Origin of the sequence: Pseudomonas sp. NFX5, from assembly GCF_049132125.1 — a bacterium.
GTDB lineage: Bacteria > Pseudomonadota > Gammaproteobacteria > Pseudomonadales > Pseudomonadaceae > Aquipseudomonas > Aquipseudomonas marginalis.
In genome coordinates, this window is sequence record NZ_JAFMZG010000013.1 from 32776 (window position 1) to 51250 (window position 18475).

The 18475-nt window shown below is 61.4% G+C and carries 13 protein-coding genes and 1 pseudogene; 2 read left to right on the forward strand and 12 right to left on the reverse strand.

The window, feature by feature from the left end:
- Positions 1 to 3 precede the first annotated feature (3 nt).
- The 4 genes from cyoB to hmpA all read right to left on the reverse strand — a co-directional run bounded on the left by cyoB (position 4) and on the right by hmpA (position 5616).
- The gene (gene cyoB / locus J1N02_RS08340) at positions 4 to 2022 is read right to left on the reverse strand and encodes a cytochrome o ubiquinol oxidase subunit I (protein WP_027607621.1); all 2019 of its coding nucleotides are present in this window, start codon (positions 2020 to 2022) and stop codon (positions 4 to 6) included.
- 3 nt (positions 2023 to 2025) lie between these two features.
- Positions 2026 to 2967, reverse strand: a complete 942-nt coding sequence (gene cyoA / locus J1N02_RS08345; protein ID WP_027607622.1) for a ubiquinol oxidase subunit II — start codon at positions 2965 to 2967, stop codon at positions 2026 to 2028.
- A gap of 794 nt (positions 2968 to 3761) precedes the next feature.
- Positions 3762 to 4268, reverse strand: coding sequence for a disulfide bond formation protein B (locus J1N02_RS08350; RefSeq protein ID WP_027607623.1), 507 nt, complete (start codon positions 4266 to 4268; stop codon positions 3762 to 3764).
- Between the two features lie 166 nt (positions 4269 to 4434).
- Positions 4435 to 5616 (reverse strand): NO-inducible flavohemoprotein, encoded by a 1182-nt coding sequence (gene hmpA / locus J1N02_RS08355; protein ID WP_027607624.1) that lies wholly within the window; start codon positions 5614 to 5616, stop codon positions 4435 to 4437.
- Positions 5617 to 5763: 147 nt separating this feature from the next.
- Here hmpA and norR point away from each other — a divergent pair, with 147 nt between their 5' ends.
- Complete coding sequence (gene norR, locus J1N02_RS08360; protein ID WP_027607625.1) at positions 5764 to 7308, forward strand: nitric oxide reductase transcriptional regulator NorR; 1545 nt, start codon at positions 5764 to 5766, stop codon at positions 7306 to 7308.
- A 65-nt stretch (positions 7309 to 7373) separates the two neighbouring features.
- Here norR and J1N02_RS08365 read toward each other — a convergent pair whose 3' ends face one another.
- The gene (locus J1N02_RS08365; protein ID WP_421147271.1) at positions 7374 to 8285 is read right to left on the reverse strand and encodes a DMT family transporter; all 912 of its coding nucleotides are present in this window, start codon (positions 8283 to 8285) and stop codon (positions 7374 to 7376) included.
- 138 nt (positions 8286 to 8423) lie between these two features.
- Between J1N02_RS08365 and J1N02_RS08370 the strand changes: the two genes are divergently transcribed.
- Positions 8424 to 9296, forward strand: a complete 873-nt coding sequence (locus tag J1N02_RS08370; RefSeq protein WP_027607627.1) for a helix-turn-helix domain-containing protein — start codon at positions 8424 to 8426, stop codon at positions 9294 to 9296.
- Here the strand turns inward: J1N02_RS08370 and J1N02_RS08375 are convergent.
- From J1N02_RS08375 to J1N02_RS08405, 7 genes and pseudogenes are all read right to left on the reverse strand, one after another.
- Entirely contained in the window at positions 9293 to 11794 is a 2502-nt protein-coding gene (locus tag J1N02_RS08375) for a LuxR C-terminal-related transcriptional regulator (RefSeq protein ID WP_098480095.1), read from the reverse strand. The two genes, J1N02_RS08370 and J1N02_RS08375, sit on opposite strands and share 4 nt — an antisense overlap.
- A 161-nt stretch (positions 11795 to 11955) precedes the next feature.
- Positions 11956 to 13314, reverse strand: coding sequence for a DUF1329 domain-containing protein (locus tag J1N02_RS08380; protein WP_027607629.1), 1359 nt, complete (start codon positions 13312 to 13314; stop codon positions 11956 to 11958).
- A 29-nt stretch (positions 13315 to 13343) separates the two neighbouring features.
- Complete coding sequence (locus tag J1N02_RS08385) at positions 13344 to 15125, reverse strand: DUF1302 domain-containing protein (RefSeq protein ID WP_081744486.1); 1782 nt, start codon at positions 15123 to 15125, stop codon at positions 13344 to 13346.
- A 482-nt stretch (positions 15126 to 15607) separates the two neighbouring features.
- Positions 15608 to 16519 carry an SDR family oxidoreductase gene (locus J1N02_RS08390; RefSeq protein ID WP_027607631.1) on the reverse strand — a complete coding sequence of 304 codons (912 nt, stop codon included), beginning with the start codon at positions 16517 to 16519 and terminating at the stop codon, positions 15608 to 15610.
- A gap of 95 nt (positions 16520 to 16614) precedes the next feature.
- Positions 16615 to 16728: pseudogene (locus tag J1N02_RS08395) on the reverse strand (outer membrane lipoprotein carrier protein LolA); the annotation flags it as partial.
- A 28-nt stretch (positions 16729 to 16756) separates the two neighbouring features.
- Positions 16757 to 17659: an alpha/beta fold hydrolase gene (locus J1N02_RS08400; protein ID WP_368963189.1), complete on the reverse strand. Its 903-nt coding sequence runs from the start codon at positions 17657 to 17659 to the stop codon at positions 16757 to 16759.
- Positions 17659 to 18441, reverse strand: a complete 783-nt coding sequence (locus J1N02_RS08405) for a class II aldolase/adducin family protein (RefSeq protein ID WP_098480093.1) — start codon at positions 18439 to 18441, stop codon at positions 17659 to 17661. Before J1N02_RS08405 ends, J1N02_RS08400 begins: the two co-directional genes overlap by 1 nt.
- Between the last annotated feature and the right edge of the window lie 34 nt (positions 18442 to 18475).

The following is an 18475-nucleotide window of genomic DNA, read 5'->3' on the forward strand; positions in this document are numbered from 1 at the left end:
GGTTTAAGCCTGTTCCAACGAGGTTTCTACACGGTTGGCCGGGATTTTCTTCTCGGCGACCAGGCGAGCGTGCTGCTCGGCTTCGATGCGCTCGATCGTTTCGACCGGCACCATGTAGCCTTGATCATCACGTGCTGCGTGGACAATGAAGTAGCCGATGGTGCCCACCAGGCTCACGATTGCCAGCCACCAGATGTGCCAGATCATCGCGAAACCGAACACGGTCAACAGCGCACCCATCACCACGCCAGTAGCGGTGTTGCTTGGCATGTGGATCGGTTCGTAGTGCTTAGGTTGCTGGTACGCAGTACCGTCTTCCTTGGCTTCGGTGAACGCATCGATGGTGTTCGCAGTCGGGATCACGGCGAAGTTGTAGAACGGAGGTGGCGACGAGGTCGACCATTCCAGGGTGTGGCCATTCCATGGGTCGCCGGATTCGCAAGCGTTCTGCTTACGGTCACGGATGCTCACGTACAGTTGGATCAACTGGCAGGCGATACCCACAGCGATCATGAGTGCACCAAACATGGCGACGTACAGGTACGGCACCCACTCAGGGTTGGTAGTGGCGTTCAGACGACGGGTCATGCCCATGAAGCCCAGTGCATAGAGCGGCATGAACGCAACGAAGAAGCCCGAGATCCAGAACCAGAACGCAGCCTTGCCCCAGCCTTCGTGCAGCTTGAAGCCGAACGCTTTCGGGAAGTAGAAGCTGAAACCAGCGATGTAGCCGAATACCGCACCACCGATGATCACGTTGTGGAAGTGCGCGATCACGAACAGGCTGTTGTGCAGCACGAAGTCAGCACCCGGGATGGCCAGCAGTACGCCGGTCATGCCGCCGATGGCGAAGGTCACCATGAAGCCCAGGGTCCACAGGACCTGGCTGGTGATGCGCAGACGGCCGTGGTAGATGGTGAACAGCCAGTTGAATAGCTTCACCCCCGTCGGGATGGAAATCAGCATCGTCGCCAGGCCGAAGAAGGCGTTGACGCTGGCCCCCGAACCCATGGTGAAGAAGTGGTGCAGCCACACCATGAAGCCCAGTACGGAGATTGCGCCCGATGCGTAGACCATCGAGTGGTGACCGAACAGGCGCTTGCCGGTAAAGGTCGAGATCACTTCGGAGAAGATACCGAACGCTGGCAGGATCAGGATGTACACCTCAGGGTGACCCCATGCCCAGAACAGGTTCACGTACATCATTGGATTGCCACCAAGTTCATTGGTGAAAATGTGGAAATCCAGGTAACGGTCAAGCGACAGCAGCGCCATGGTAGCGGCCAGGATCGGGAACGACGCCACGATCAGGACGTTGGCCCAGGTGCAGGTCCAGGTGAAGATCGGCATGTCCATCAGTTTCATGCCAGGGGCGCGCATTTTCAGGACGGTGGCCAGGAAGTTGACCCCCGTCAGCGTCGTCCCGAGTCCTGATAACTGTAGCGCCCAGATGTAGTAGTCCACACCCACGCCAGGGCTGTACTGGATGCCCGACAATGGCGGATACGCAACCCAACCGGTCTTGGCGAATTCGCCGACACCCAGGGACACGTTGATCAGCACCACGCCGGAAACCAGCAGCCAGAAGCTCAGGGAGTTCAGGAACGGGTAGGCAACGTCACGCGCACCGATCTGCAGCGGCACTGCAAGGTTCATCAGGCCGGTGAAGAAAGGCATCGCCATGAAGATGATCATGATCACACCGTGGGCGGTGAAGATCTGGTCATAGTGTTCAGGCGGCAGGTAGCCAGGCGAACCTTCGGTGGCCATGGCCAACTGGGTACGCATCATGATGGCGTCGGCAAAACCACGCAGCAGCATGACCATGGCAACGATGATGTACATCACGCCGATTTTCTTGTGGTCGACCGACGTCAGCCACTCGGTCCACAGGTAGGTCCACTTCTTGAAATAAGTGATTGCTGCAAACAGTGCCAGACCACCCAGCGCGATCATGGCGATGGTAATCATCACAATCGGCTCGTGGAACGGGACCGCATCCCAACTTAATTTACCAAACATCGTTTACTCCTCTGCCCCAGCAGTTGAATGCGAGCCCGTGTCAGAACCTTCAACCGCGGCCACTTCTTTCTTCTCGTGCTTGACCGGCTTGCCTGGCTTCATACCTTCGTACTTGTCGACGATTTTCTGAAACAGGTTCGGCTCATACGCGGAGTACAGGGCGACAGGGTTGTTCTGGCTTGGTTTGGTCAGGGCGTCGTATTCAGCTTGATCAAGCTGTTTAGGTGCGGCCTTGACTTCGGCTACCCAGGCGTTGAAATCTTCCTGGCTCGTCGAGATCGCTTTGAATTTCATGCCGGTGAAGCCAGCGCCGCTGTAGTTCGCGGAGATGCCTTCCATTTCAGCTTTTTCGTTGGCGATCAGGTGCAGTCGGGTCTGCATGCCTGCCATCGCGTAGATCTGACCGCCCAGGGCAGGGATGAAGAACGAGTTCATCACGGCGTCGGAGGTGATCCGGAAGTTAAGCGGGGTGTTCTCAGGGAAGCGAATCTGGTTAACCGTGGCGATACCCAGGTCCGGGTAGATGAACAGCCACTTCCAGTCCAGCGCGACCACTTCGATGTTGATCGGCTTGACGTCGGACTCCAGCGGACGGTACGGGTCCAGCTCGTGGGTCGACTTATAGGTGATGTAACCCAGGGCGATGATGATGAGGATCGGGACCAGCCACACCGCGATTTCGATCTTGGTGGAGTGCGACCACTTAGGCGCGTAGGTCGCGCTGGTGTTCGACGCGCGGTATTTCCAGGCGAAGGCAAAGGTCATGATGATCACAGGCACCACGACCAACAGCATCAGCAGGGTGGCAGTGATGATCAGGTTTCGTTGATCCAGACCGATCTGTCCTTTTGGGTCCATCAAGGTCCACTTGCAGCCTCCCAGCATTAACATCATGCCAAGCAGCGGCAAAAAGCCTAGTAATCGGGGGTACCTGTTTTTACTCATCTCACGACCTCTAAAGCAGCTTGCGCAATGCAGTTGGGTTTTGATCGCCAACACTTCACCCTGCCAAGGGTTGGCATTTCTCTTCGATTGAATAAGAGCCTGCCCGGCACGCCATATAACGGAGCGTTTCACGGACCTGCGGTGAGTTCTTATTCGATTTCGTGGTTAAAGGCCTTGTTACAGACCAATTCCCTTTGGTGCGGATAGTTGAAAGGCTGCCGGAACCTTGGGGTCGCACAGAGCCGTCCATCTGCCCCTCGACCGCTCCAGTGCTCAAAGATTGAGCAGCACCGGACATTCAGTGCGGGCGATTGTAGTTAGCTAGCGATGTATAAACCATGTCTTATAAAGAAATAATTTTTATCGATTACAGCAATAATCCTTCACCAATATTGCAATGGTTCGCGATCTTATCGCGTTCAATTCTCAACAAAAACCACAAAAATTGCCGTGTTATAGGGCAAACGGTCACAGCCCTTACCCCCCGTAAGGGCCTACGAAACCTATGCAACCCCCCATAAAACAAGGCATTCGGACATCACTCAAAGCCTTGTACGACGTGAGGTACGTGGCGGCGTCCAAACCACGAACTGACAGCACATCCTGGAGGCTTTTTGCAAATTTAAGCGCTGGTTTGGCGGGTCAGAAACGTCCTACGGCGGCTTCCGTGTGACAACATGTCGCACACTGCGCGCAGCCAAAATTGTCCGGCGTCACGCTCTGTTCACAAAAGCCTACATGCAAAAACGCCCCGGCCTTCCTTGAAGAAAGACCGGGGCGTTTCACTGATGGGTTCAGCCTTTGTGGCGGCGATTGCGATAGATGCCCAGGGGCACCAGGATGACCGTCAGCACGAACGCCACCAGCGCCCATTGCGCCAGGGACAGGCCCAGCACCGGCGGGTATGGGGTGCTGCAGAAGCCGTCGACCTGGAAGCCCAGCGGGAAGACCTTGGCCAGGGGCAGGTCGTCGACGATAGGTTGCAGTACATCGACGCCGCAGCTCACCTGCGGAAAGAACTGGGTGTACACATGGTGACCGGCCGCGGCCACCCCGCCGAGAGCGCTGAGTACCACCAGGCCTTCGAACAGCGTGAGGGCGCCCTTGGTGCGCATGGCGGCACCGATGAACGCGAAGATCGCAATCAACAGCAAGGCATAGCGTTGCAGGATGCACAACGGGCACGGCGCCTCGCCCAACACCACCTGCATGTACAACGCCCCACCGATCAGCGCCAGGCAGATGATGCCCAGCAACACCAGAAAGCGCCGCTCCCTGCCTAAACGCAATTCGTCACTCATCCCCGTATCCCTTTGTTTGGTTGTGCCAATGGCCGCAAGTTTACACACAGAGAGTGGTTTAAACAGAGAGGGGTTAACAGGGGATTAATCGAGAGGAACAGAGATCCAAATGTGGGAGAGGCGAGCCCCCGCCCACATTATTTTGAACAGTGTGAACCTTCAGGTCCTATTCCAAGGCAGCCGCCGGGCCGAAGAATTCGTAGCGGCTTTGTTTCTCGGGTACGCCCAGGGCCTTGAGGTGGCGCTTGATCGCCGCCATGAAGCCTTTAGGTCCCAGGAAGTACGCGTCCAGGTCACGCTGCTCCGGCAACCATGCGGCCAGTTGCTCCTGGCTCAACAGACCGACTTTATCCGCCGCCGGGCTCACGCCATCGTCCTCGGCATAGCAATAAAAGCGCTTGAGCTGCGGGTGCTTGGCTGCCAGGCCGTCGACCCAGTCACGGAACGCATGCACCCCGCCATTGCGCGCGCAGTGGATAAAGTGCACCGGACGCTGGGTGGCCAGTGCGGCCTCCAGCATCGGCAAGGTTGGGGTGATCCCTACCCCGCCGCTGATCAGCACCAGCGGCTTATCGCTGGCCGCCAGGGTGAACTCGCCCGACGGCGGAAACAGGTCAATCGTCGCACCGACCTGCAACTGGTCATGCAGGTGATTGGAAACCCGCCCGCCGGCCTCGCGCTTGACGCTGATGCGGTATTCACCCCCATCACTCAACGCCGACAGTGAGTAGTTGCGGCGCACTTCCTCACCGTCGAGCACCAGCCTCATGCCGATGTATTGGCCCGGCGCGGCCGCGAGGATCGCCCCGTTGTCCGCCGGCGCGAAATAGAAGGAAGTGATCTCGGCGCTCTCCTCTACGCGCTTGACCACAGTGAACGCCCGCGCACCGCGCCAGCCGCCGGGGGCCTGGGCTTTCTCTGCGTAAATAGCGGCTTCGGCACCGATCAGGATGTCCGCCAGTTGGCCGTACGCGGCGCCCCAGGCATTCATCACCTCAGGGGTGGCGATCTCACTGCCCAGCACCTCGGAAATCGCCCGCAGCAAGCAAGCGCCCACGATCGGGTAATGCTCCGGCAGGATCTGCAAGGCGACGTGCTTGTTGATGATCTTCGCCACCAGGTCGCCCAGTTGGTCGAGCTGGTCGATATGCCGCGCGTACATCAATACGCCATTGGCCAGGGCCCGGGGCTGGTCACCGCTGGCCTGGTGAGCCTGGTTGAACAGCGGGCGAACCTCAGGGTACTCGGAGAGCATCATGCGGTAGAAATGGGTGATCAGCGCTTCGCCGCCGCTTTCCAGCAGGGGCACGGTGGATTTGACGATGGCACGGTCTTGGGCACTAAGCATGGGAGCCTCCTGGGCTTCTTTACTGATTGCCCTTAGCTACTCAGTATTCATGCCAACTTATAAATCCTTTAATTTCAATAAGTTGAACATTATGTAGTCAGTATGACCTCCTACACCTTATAGTCTTATGGACTACAAGGAGTCATTATGACTGCACACTCGCTGCTCACCACCCTGCTGCCGCTGGTCGCCGACCTGTCGCGGGAACTGCCCGAAGGCGAACGCTATCGACGCCTGCTGCAAGCCATGCGCGCCCTGTTGCCGTGTGATGCGGCCGCCCTGCTGCGCCTGGACGGCGAGTCGCTGGTGCCGCTGGCGGTGGATGGCTTGAGCGCGGACACCCTGGGCCGCCGCTTCAAGGTCAGCGAACATCCGCGCTTCGCCGTGTTGCTCAGCAGCCCTGGGCCCACACGCTTTGACAGTGACAGCGAATTGCCCGATCCCTACGACGGCCTGGTCGATGGCGTGCACGGCCACCTGGAAGTCCACGACTGCATGGGCTGCCCGCTGTTTGTCGACGATCTGCCCTGGGGCCTGTTGACCCTGGACGCGCTGGACACCGAACGCTTCGAACGGGTGGAACTGGACGCCCTGCAAGCCTTCGCCAGCCTCGCCGCCGCCACGGTCAACGTGGCCGAACGTATCGAACGCCTGGCGTTGCGCGCCGAAGACGAACACCAGCGCGCCGAAATCTACCGCCAGGCCAGCGGCCAGCAGCACAAGGAAATGATCGGCCAGAGCAAAACCCACAAGCGCCTGGTGGAGGAAATCAAGCTGGTGGGTGGCAGCGACCTCACGGTGCTGATCACCGGCGAAACCGGGGTGGGCAAGGAACTGGTGGCCCAGGCCATTCACGCGGCGTCGTCCCGGGCGGACAAACCGCTGATCAGCCTCAACTGCGCGGCCCTGCCGGAAACCCTGGTGGAAAGCGAGTTGTTCGGCCATGTGCGTGGCGCCTTTACGGGCGCGCTGAATGAACGGCGCGGCAAGTTCGAGCTGGCCAATGGCGGCACGCTGTTTCTGGACGAAGTGGGCGAACTGTCCCTGAGCGTGCAGGCCAAGCTGCTTCGGGTGCTGCAAAGCGGCCAGTTGCAGCGCCTGGGCTCGGACAAGGAACACCAGGTGGACGTGCGCCTGATCGCCGCCACCAACCGCGACCTCGCCGATGAAGTGCGCAACGGCCGCTACCGCGCCGACTTCTACCATCGCCTGAGCGTGTACCCGCTGCAAGTGCCGGCCCTGCGCGAGCGCGGGCGTGATGTGTTGCTGCTGGCCGGCTTCTTCCTCGAGCAGAACCGCTCACGCATGGGCCTGGGCAGCCTGCGCCTGACCAGCGATGCCCAGGCGGCGCTGCTGGCCTATAACTGGCCGGGCAATGTGCGGGAGCTGGAACATTTGATCGGCCGCAGCGCGCTGAAAGCCCTGGGTAACTGTCGCGAACGCCCGAAGATTCTGAGCCTGAGTGCCCAGGACCTGGATTTGCCCGACGTCAGCACGCCAATGATCGAAGCACCGGCAGAAGCAGCCCTGGCCGTCACCGGTGACCTGCGCCAGGCCACCGAGGACTACCAGCGCCAAGTCATCAACGCCTGCTTGGAACGCCACCAGCACAACTGGGCCAGCGCCGCCCGCGAACTGGGCCTGGACCGCGCCAACCTCGGCCGGATGGCCAAGCGTTTAGGGCTCAAATAAACCAGACAACTCGGTCAAATGTGAGAAATGCAGGAAATGTGGGAGGGAGCTTGCCCCCTCCCACACTAGACCTGCTTTGCCTGAAGGATCGGATTCACCGGCTGAGCCACCTTGGGCTTACGAAACACCAACACATTCCCCAGCATCACCAGTACCAACCCCGCCAACGCCGGCGCGGTCCACTGGTAGCCTTCGGCAAACGCCGACACATTCAGCGCCACCACCGGGAACAGCACCGTGCAATACGCCGCACGCTCCGGCCCCATGCGCCCGACCAACGTCAGGTAAGCGGTAAAACCGATCACCGACCCCGGAATCACCAGGTACCACAACGCACCGATGTACCGTGCGCTCCAGTCCATCTCAAACGGAATACCGCGCACCACGCAGTAGGTCGCCAGCATCAACGAACCATACAACATGCCCCAGGCATTCGTGGTCAGCGGCCTCAGACCGGCCTTCTGCTGCAGGCTCGAGAGCATATTGCCCGCCGAGAAACACATCGTCCCCAGCAACGCCAACCCCAACCCCAGCAAGGTCTGCGGGCTGGCGGTATGCCCCACCAGTTCCGGCCAGAACAGCAGGCCCAAGCCGGCCAAGCCCAGGCTACCGCCCATCAACACATTGCGTGCCACCCGCTGGCCGAAAAACACCCGGGCGTTCAGCGCATTCCACAGCGTGGCCGTGGAAAACACCACCGCCACCAGGCCGCTGGGGATCCATTGGCTGGCCGTGAGAAAGCACATGAAGTTGACACAAAACAGGCACAACCCCTGGGCCAGGCAGATAAGGTGCCCGCGCCGGTTCATCACCTGCAACTTGCGACTGACCAGCAGCAACGCAAACAACATCAGGGCCGCCAGGCCGAAGCGGTAGACAATGGACACGGGAATCGCCACCACGCCAAGCTGCCATTTGAGGGCGATCCAGGTGGTGCCCCAGATCAGCACGGTAAGTAGATACAGGGAAAGGTTCATAGCGTGCTCCATCGATTGAGCCACAGTGTCGCCTTCAACCCGGGCGAGGCTCTTGCACAATCTTGCGCTTTTGTCGGGCGATGGGATCACAGCGCCAGCCTCGCGGAGTAGGATGCAAGGCGTCGGAGAACACACACCATGCCAGACCTGGAATCCCTGCAAGTCTTCCAAGCCCTTAACCGCTCGCCCAACGCACGCCTGGAAGCCTGCGCCGAGCTCGGTGACGGCTTGTCCGCGGCCTTGTGGAGCAACCATCACGATTCCCAGGACTACCAGGCGCCCAGCCATCACACCTTGTCCTGCTATGTCGGTGGCGGCACCGGCACGTTTCGGCGCGACCGGCCGGGCACCAAGGGCGGCCCCGACAAGCTGTGCATCCTGCCTGCCGAGCACCAATCGGCCTGGGTGATCAACGGTGAAATCCGCCTGGCCCACGTGTATTTCAGCCCGGAACAATTTGCCCTGGGCTGCGTTACCCTGCTTGATCGCGAACCGCGCGCGCTGGAACTGCGGGAAAGTACCTTCCTGGAAGACCAGCGCCTGGCCCGACGCTTCCACCAGTTGATCGCCCTCAACTGGGACGAACCCGCCGAACGCCTGCTCACCAGCAGCCTCGCCCATGAAATGCTCAGCCACACCCTGCTCAGCCAGGTGGGCGCCCGCGAAGGCCTGCGGTTGAAAGGCGGGCTGGCCGCCTACCAACGAAGGTTGCTGGTGGACTACATCGACCAGCACCTGGAAGACCCCATCAGCCTTGGGCAACTGGCTGGGTTGTGCGCGTTGTCGGAGTACCATTTCGCCCGGATGTTTCGCCAAAGCTTCGGCCTGCCGCCCCATCAGTACCTGCTGGCGCGCCGGCTGACCCGCGCGCAAAACCTGCTGCGTGGCGGCGCCCTGCCGTTGGGCGAGATTGCCTTGCTGTGCGGTTTTTCCAGCGCCAGCCACTTTACCCATCGCTTTCGCCAGGCCATGGGCGCGACGCCCGGCGAATACCGTCAGGCGTTCATCTAAACCATCAGGCCCAAGGTCTTGGCCTTGGCCACCGCCTGGGTGCGCCGCTCTACACCGAGCTTGCTGTGAATGCGCCGTGCGTGGGTCTTGACGGTGTGCAGGGAGATAAACAGGCGGTCGGCAATCTCCAGGTTGGAACTGCCGAGGGCGATCAGTTGCAGCACTTCCAGTTCGCGCTGGCTCAAGGGGTTTTCCACCGTGCCCGGGGTTGATGCCTGAGGTTCCAGGCCCAGCTCACTCAGCAGTCCCGGCGCGCGCAGACGCAATTCGCGAATCGCTTGCTGCACCTGGCAACGCGCCGCCAGCTCCAGGCCGGCTTGCAGCGAGCGGCGCGCCAGGGCCGGATCACCCAACTGCCAGGCGACTTCGCCCAGCACCAGGTGCAGTTCGATTTCCAGGCACAGCATGCCGCGCTGATGGGTGGCTTGCAGCAACGCGTGGAGCCGTTCCAGCGGTTGCTCGGCGCAGCCCAGCTTCACCTCCGCCAGCACCAACAGGTATTCAAGACGCGGGATCAGTTCCAGGGTGGCCGGCGGTGCTTGTTTGGCCTGGGGCCCACGGAAGTGACGCAGCACGCGGCGCACCGCTTCCACGGTCAATTCGGCGCGCCCCTGCTGCAACCAGAAGTGCCCGCTGACCAACAGCAGCACCGCGCGGTACACCGTGTCCGGCACCTGGCGTTGCTGCATCAGCCGCTCAGCCTCACGCAACTGGACAAAAGCCTGGGCGTAATCGCCGCGGTTGGCAGCCAACAGTGCCAGGCCGAGAAAGCCGTAGAGCACGCGCTTGTCCTGGCTGTGCAGGCACATCTTCAAGCCCGTGTCGAAACACTCGGCGGCCAGGCTGTCCTGGCCCTGGCGCAAGGCCAGGTGCCCGCGCCGCAAGGCGATACGCCCCACCAAGGGGCCGGCCTTGAGCCGCTGCTCAAGTAACATGGCCTGTACATTTTCCAGCAGGCTCTGGGCCCGGTACGGTGCCCCGCGCTGTTCCAGCAGTTGAGCGTGATCCAGTTCAAGCAGCGCCTCCAGCAGCAACGAACCCTGGGCGCGCGCCAGGCACAGCGCTTCGCGGTTCAGGCGTTGGGCCACGTCCAGTTCGCCGCGCAACAAGGCCTGCTGGGTCAGGCCCGACAGGCACATCAGCCGCGAGGTCCACGCGCTGTCGGGCAAGGCTTGCAGCGCCTCCAGAAAATGCAGGCGCGAGCCCTCGGCATCGCCGCTCAGATGCAGCAGCCAGCCCCATTGCGCCTGCCAGCGCGCCAACAAATACCGCTGCTGCGCCGCCGTCGGTTGCGGGGCAAACCGGGCCAGTTGATCGATGCACACCGCTGCCTGCTCGAAACGCCCGGCAAACAGCAACGCCGCCGTCACCAGCCCCACCAGTTGTGCCGAGCCGAGCATCAACTCATCGCCATGCTGCTCATGCAGGTGCAACAGCAAGACGGCGTTCTGCTGGCGGAACAGGTCCTCGAAACTGAAATGCTGCAACAGGCTCACTGCCATTTCATATTCTTCGGCCAGCAGCGCCTGTTCGAAGGCGGCCTGCCAGTCCTGTTCGGCGCAGAACCATTGGCAGGCGCGGCGATGCCAGGAGCGTTTGGCCGGCCAGGGCTCGTTTTGCATCAACTGCGCCAGGGGCGGAAAAACCTGCAGCCAGTCGGTGTCTTCCCACGGCTGGATAAAGGCGCCGAGCACCTGCAGATCCCTCAGGTACTGGTCACCGTCACCCGCGCCGAACAAGTGCTCGCACAGGCCGGCGTTGAAGCGCGGCAGATGGGCCAGCACGCGCCAGGCCTCCGCCAGCTCCGGCGGCAATGTGCTGAACAGTTCGTGTTGCAGGTAGTCGAGCAAGGTCTTGTCGGGGTGCCCATCCCCCAGCAGGGCGATGCGCACGCCCGCGCACCAACCGGCGCTGAACTGCTGCACGCTGTCGACCGAATGCCCGGGGGCATGGCTGAGCAGTTGCTGGATTTCCCCAGGGCTGAAGGCCAGTTCGGCGCCACATTCGAGCAACTCATCGTCGAGCAGCAGGCGCGGCCAGTTGCACGCCGGTCGCCGCCGTGCGCCCAGCCACCAGGTCAGGGCCGGGCTGCTGGCGGTGAGCAGGCGGTCGAGCAAGGCGTCGGTGTCGGGCGTGGGCAAGCGGCAAAAATCATCGAGGAACAGCCACGCCGAGGCCTGCCAGCGGCTGAGGTCGAGCAGCAAGGTGGTTTCATCGGTAAACGTCAGGCCCAGGTTTTGCGCCAGCCGCAGGCACAGATCGAGGGGGCTGAGCACCGCGCCATTGAGGGGCAACCAGTACACCTGGCAACCCGCAGGCGCCTGCAACGCACATTCGGCGAGCAGCGCGCTCTTGCCACTGCCGCCGGGGGCGCAGAGTAATTTGACCCTGGCCTGGTCCGTCAGCAACGGCTCGGCCAGGCGTGGGCGCAGCAAATGGTGAGCGGACAGCCGGGGCATGAATCCAGGACGGTCCAGGCAGCGTGTCATGGCAGTCATTGCTGCATCCTGCTTTTTTATTGTTATGCAACCTGATGCTTACCCTAGTCCTGTGGCGGGTGGTTGTTGAAGAAGTATTCAGCAGGGTGATTGAGGGCCATGCACAGAACCCCATGTGTACAAAGCCCCCTCCCACACTGGATTGCATTTCACATGGGGGATCAGCGCACGCCTTCAGCCCTCAACGCCGCCGGGGTGTAGTCCGCTGCCTTGGCCGCAAAGCCGAACACGAAGCTGCTCTTCTCCTCGTTCTTCATGCCCAGTGCGATGTAGCGTCCGGCAATGATGTCGTACAGAGTCTCGACGGTGTAGGCCGGCACCTGGTGGTCGTAGTAGAACTGCGCATGGCCTTCGGCGACGCGCCACAGTTGGCCACGACCGTCGTAGTGATCCACCAGCGCGACTTGCCAGCTGTCTTCGTCGATGTACATGTGGCGCTTGGCGTAGATGTGCCGCTCGCTCGGCTTGACCGTGCCGACCACTTCCCACACGCGGTGCAGTTCGTAACGGGTCAGGTCCTGGTTGATATGACCGGCCTTGATGATGTCGTCGTACTTGAGCGACGGCGAATCGAGCTTGTAGCTGTTGTAGGGGATGTACATCTCTTTCTTGCCCACCAGCTTCCAGTCATAGCGGTCGGGGGCGCCGGAGAACATGTCGAAGTTGTCGGTGGTGCGCAGGCCGTCGGACGCGGTGCCCGGGCCGTCATAGGACACTTGCGGCGCGCGGCGCACGCGGCGCTGGCCGGCGTTGTAGATCCAGGCCAGGCGTGGCTCCTTTACCTGGTCGAGGGTCTCGTGCACCAGCAGTACGTTGCCCGCCAGGCGTGCCGGGGCGGTCACCGACTGCTTGAAATAGCTCAGCACGTTGGCCGCCTTGGCCTGGTCGATATCGGGAATCGCCTGGGGCACCGCCACTTCCTCCTCGAAGCGGATCGGCGTGTAGCTGCCATTGGTCTGCGGGGTGGCCTGGGTGATGATGCGGCGCAGGTTGCCACCGTGGTAGCGGGTGATGTGGTTCCACAGCACTTCCACGCCATTCTTGGGAATCGGGAACGCGTAGTAACGGTTACCGGTGAAGTTTTCCAGGCCGTTGCCGTCGTTGATCGTCTTGACGTTCAGCGCGCTGCGCTTGATCGACTCGTAGATATCCGGTGGCAGGTTGACCGTACGGTGGCTCGGGTACACCGGGATCTTGTAGGTCTCGGGGTAGCGCTTGAACATCGCCACCTGGCCGTCGGAGAGTTTGTCCTTGTACTTGTCCACCGTGGCGGCGGTGATCACGAACAGCGGTTTTTCATTGGCGAACGGGTCGGCGAGGAAGCCTTTGCTGTCTACCGCGCCGGCGTTTTTCGGGATACCGCCGGTCCAAGCCGGGATCGAGCCATCGGCGTTGCCGGCTTTTTCGGCGCCGACCGGTGTCAGGGTGGTGCCCAGCTTGGCCGCCTCTTCCGGCGACACCGCCGCCATCACGTGGGAAGCCAACAGGCTGAGGGCCAATACTGCAATTGTCTTACGCATGGATTCTTGTCCTTCTTTTTTAAGCCAAATCAGAAGTTCACGCCGAAGCTGAGGGCGAGGAAGTCGCGGTCGGTCAGGGTGTTGTAGTCGCCGCCAAAGAAGTCGGTGTAGCTGAGGCTGGCGGTGTAGGTGCTGCGATAGTCCGCATCCACGCCGACGCTGATGGCCTTGGCGCCTTTATTGAAGATCCCGTTGGGCCCGTAGCCGGCCACGTCATGGGACCAGGACAGGTTGGGCTTGAGGTTCACCCCGGCAATCGCATTGTTGTAGTCGAGGATCGCCCGCGCGCGGTAGCCCCAGGAGGTGGAGGTGACGAAACCGTCGGTGTCACCCTGGAAACCATAGGCGCCGTACACCGAGTCGCGGCCGTAACGCAGCTTGGATTTATCCTCCAGGCCGGCCACATGCACCACGGCCGCTTCGCCCACCAGGGTCAAGCGTTCAGCGCCCAGCACCTGGTCGAAGAACTGAGTCATGGTGCTTTGGATCTGGGTGATTTCCTTGCGGCGGTAGCCCTTGTTGTCGGCACCGAAGGAGGAACGGATCGGCGATGCCGCATTGCCGGCAATCGGGTTGATCAGGGCCAGGGTCAAGTCAGTGGTGTTGAGCTGCACCGGTGCATTCGGGCGGTAGCTGATCTCGCCGGTCCACGCCGTGCCGGTGGGCAAGGTGGTGGAGAAACTGGCGCCGAACAGGCGGATGTCTTCCGGATAGTCGAGGTAGTACTGGCCACGGCCAAGCATGGTGCTCTGGGCCAGGGCCGAACCGAAGCCCGCCGGAGCGGCCGCCGCGATACCACCGATGGTCGCCAGATTGGTGTTGGCGGTAATCGTGCCCACAGTCGGCGTGCGGCTGTGGTAGTTCATGAAGTACAGGCCGTACTCCGTGTCATCGCCCAGCCAGCGCAAGGCTGCACCGAATTGGCCGGAGTCCCGTGCATCGCGATCACCGGCACGCTGCACCACCACACCTTCGCGGGTCACCACAAAGCCTTGGCCGCGAGCCGCTGCGATCGGTTGGAGCGGTGCAATCGCCGGACTACCCACCGTGTAGTTGCCGGTGCAGCCATCCGCCGCCACGTCATTGCCAAAGAAGGTGCCGCAGTTATCCAGCACCGTCTGGTCCCACTCCAGCTGGTAGAAGCCTTCCACGGTCAGTTGGTTGGTCAGGCTCTGGGACGCAAACAACATGTTGACCGGGATCAGCCCTTCCTTGATCTCGGCACCGGGCCGACGGAACGCCGACACGTCAATCGGGTTGATGCTGTTGATGGAGTTGCCGATGAAGGTACTTTCGCCCCAACTGACCACCTGCTTGCCGGCACGCACGGTGCCCGGCAGGTCGCCCAGGGAGTAGTTGTGGTAGACGAACGCATCGAGGATCTGCGCACCGCTGGACTTGGCGCCTTCCTTGCGGTTGTGGTCGCTGATCTGCTTGAACTCGCGGTCTTCGTCCTTGAGTTCGAAGTCGTACCAGTACTTGCCGCGCACGAACACACCGGTGTCGCCGTACTTCAGCTCCAGGTCATGCAGGCCTTTGAAGATCTTGGAGAAGGTCTCACCCTTCTTGAAGTTGAGACGCCCGTCATCCCCCGTGGAAGCCTGGCCCGTGCCACCATTGACGGTGCCCACGAGCTTTTTATCGGCATCGCGCATGCCCCAGCTCGAGCCGACCGACAGCGAGGAGTCGAATTGCCCTTCGATCTCGCCAATATTGAAGGAAACAGCCTGTGCCTGGGCACAGCAACCCAACGCAACCGCAGCGGCCAGCGCCTGTGGCGTGAAGATGGCGCGCATTGTTGTTTTTGTCATGCGTCTTCCCCGGTGAGTGACAGAAGGCCTCACCCTACTGCCGCGCATCAGGAGCGATAAGCGCACCAAGGAGGGATTCGCTCTATCGCTCGAAAGGATGACAAGCCGCTCTGGCCGGGGTGCGGGCAGCCCCATGGATTGGGTGGATGGCGGGCTATCAGGGGAATGGATGGCTTGCCCTGAAACTGTTGCGCTTTCAGTAACAGTCCTTGTCATGAATCGGGATTACTCATTTTGTAACAACCGACTATTCTTGCCTGGCTTTCAGGGCAAACAGCCCGCTTCCCCCTCGGGAAGAACAGCCAGACTTGAATGGATTGATGCCTGTTTTCAATCTGTTACCTGTGTTCACTGACGTTGATTTGTCGCTCCTTGATCCAACGTCTGACTTCAGCCGCTGCGTTTGCAGCGGCTTTTTTTTGCCTGAAATAAAACGGGGCGCCATCAGCGCCCCGTGGGATTCAAGCTTTTTCAAGCAACGATCACAGGCTGTACTTCTGCAAGTTCGCCATCATCTCCTTCAGCGCTTCGATGTTGTCGGTGGGGTGGGCTGCGCCTTCAAAGTCGCAGATCTGCGCCCAATGCGCCGCCACGTCATCGGGGGAGAACCCGGCTTCAGGGTCGAAGCCTACGCCCAGGCTGCGTTCCCAGCGGGTCTTGCCGATCCAGCCGCCACCCACCTCGAACAGCCCGGACGTTTCCTGGCACGCTTCGCTGCCCAGGTACACCACCAGCGGGCTGACCAGTTCCGGCTTGAGGCGCTCGAACACTTGCGGCGGGATCAGGCCTTCGGTCATGCGCGTACCGCCGGTAGGGGCGATCGCATTGACCAGGATGTTGTTCTTGCGCCCTTCCAGGGCCAGGGTGCGGGTCAGGCCGTACAGCCCGAGCTTGGCCATGCCGTAGTTGGACTGGCCGAAATTGCCGTAGATGCCCGAGGTGGACGCGGTGAAGATCACCCGGCCGTAGCCTTGCTCACGCAGGTGGGGCCAGGCGGCGCGGGTGACTTTGTAGGCGCCTTCGACATGCACGCGGTAAACCAGGTCCCAGTCGGCGTCGTCCATTTTGTGGAAGGTTTTGTCACGCAGGATGCCGGCGTTGTTGACCACTACGTCGACGCGACCGAAAACGTCGAGGGCGTTCTGGACGATTTTGTCACCGTCGGTGACAGAGTCATGGTTGGCCTCGGCGACACCGCCCGCAGCACGAATCTCGGCGACCACCCGATCGGCGGCGGAGGCATTGGCGCCCTCGCCCTGGGTAGAACCGCCGAGGTCGTTGACCAGGACCTTGGCCCCGTGCCTGGCGAACAGCAGCGCATGGGCCCGGCCCAATCCGCCGCCGGCACCGGTGACGATCACGACCTTATCCTGGAACTGCACTGACTCACTCATACCAAACTCCGCTGGCGACAATGGGAATGGTTCGAGTGTCCGGCAACGCGCCTGCGGTCACAATAAATACGGCGGAGGCTGAATGGTGCTCGATAAGGCTGGGGGATGATGACTCGTCTCTCTGTAGGAGCGAGCTTGCTCGCGAAAAATCCCAGAGCGCCGCGCGGTGTCAGGATTCCCACGTTATCGTTGACGATTTTCGCGAGCAAGCTCGCTCCTACAGAAAAGGATTCGGGATCAGGAATAGGCCACTTGCGAGGCCGGCTCCCCGAGCCGATCACGAAAGGCCTGGTAGTGCCTGAGCACCTGCACCGGCGCCTCGATCTGCGGGTAGTGGCCGATATTGGCCAGCAACACCGTGTCGGCGTCGGGCACCAGTTGCTGGTAACGCTCGACCATATGCGCGCCGGAGATCGGGTCCACTTCGCCGTCGATCACCCGCAACGGCACTTCGCCGCGCTGCATCGCGCCGACCCAGCGATCACGCAGGCGACGGCGCTGGGGGACGTAGGCGATCAGTTTGTGCAGGATGCGCGTGCCGCCGTTGGCATTGATCAGGCTCCAGAAATCATCCAGGGCACTTTCACTGGGGCGGGTGTCGGGGCCGAATATCTGGCCGAAGCTGTCAGACAGGGCACTTCGCCCGAAGGCGCGGCCGATCATCCAGCCCAGGGGGCTGAGCAAGAGTTTTTGCACCAGCGCCAGGCGATGGGTTTCGGGGAACAACCCGCCATTGAGGAACACACAGCTGGCCATCTCAAACCGGCCTTCGTAGTGCCGGGCCAGGAGTTCCTGGGCGACGCTATCACCGTAGTCGTGGGCCAACACATGCACCGGCTGCTCCACTCGCAAGTGTTCGAGCAGGGCCTGTTGCAAGTCCGCCTGCTCCAGCAGGCAATAATCGTGGTCCAGCGGCTTGGCCGAGTCACCGAAGCCGAGCATGTCGCAGGCGATCACCAGGTGCCGCTGGGCCAGGGGTTGCCATAGGTAATGCCAGTCCCAACTGGCCGTGGGGAAGCCATGGATCAGCAGCAGCGGTTCGCCCTGCCCGGCCACCCAATAGCGAAGGGTACGGCCGCGAAAGACGAAATCCTGGCCACGCTTGCGCCAGACTCTGAGCGGGATTTCGGCGAGTGGCATCAGCGGTTATACCCTGGGTCTTGCTGGTCCAATTTGCGCAGCAAGGCCGGCCAGGCCAACGCGCCGCCCATGCCTTGGGCGCTCTTTGTGACAGCCGCCACCATCGCCTTGGCACCGGCAAGAATCTGCGGCCCGATGGCGATCAATTCGGCGCCGCCGCTCTGCGCCAGCACCTGAATATCGCAGGCGCGCTGGAAGGTGAACATCATCAGAAAGGTGTCGGCAATGGTACTGCCGCAGGTCAGCAGGCCATGGTTGTGCAGCATCAGGAAATTGCTATCCCCGAGGTCGGCCTGCAGGCGGGCTTTTTCTTCGTGGTTCAAGGCCACGCCTTCGTAGGCGTGGTAGGCCAGGCTCGACAGCACGAAGAGCGATTGCTGGCTGATGGGCAACACGCCCTGCTTCTGCGCAGCGACGGCCACACCCGCGGCCGTGTGGGTGTGCAGCACGCACGTCACATCATGGCGAACTTCATGGATGGCACTGTGTATGGTGTAGCCCGCCGGATTGATGTCGTAGGGGCTGTCCATCAGTTTGTTGCCGGCCAGGTCGACCTTGACCAGGCTCGACGCGGTGATCTCGTGGAACATCAGCCCGTAGGGGTTGATCAGGAAATCATCGGTGCCCGGCACCTTGGCCGAGATATGGGTAAAGATCAGGTCATCCCAGCCATGCAGCGCCACCAGGCGATAGCAGGCCGCCAGGTCGACGCGGGTCTGCCATTCGGCAGCGCTGACCTGGTCTTTGACATTCTGCGGCGATAGAACGGGGGCTAGGCTCACGGCGATGACCTCCTTGGCGCACTGTCTTATTGTT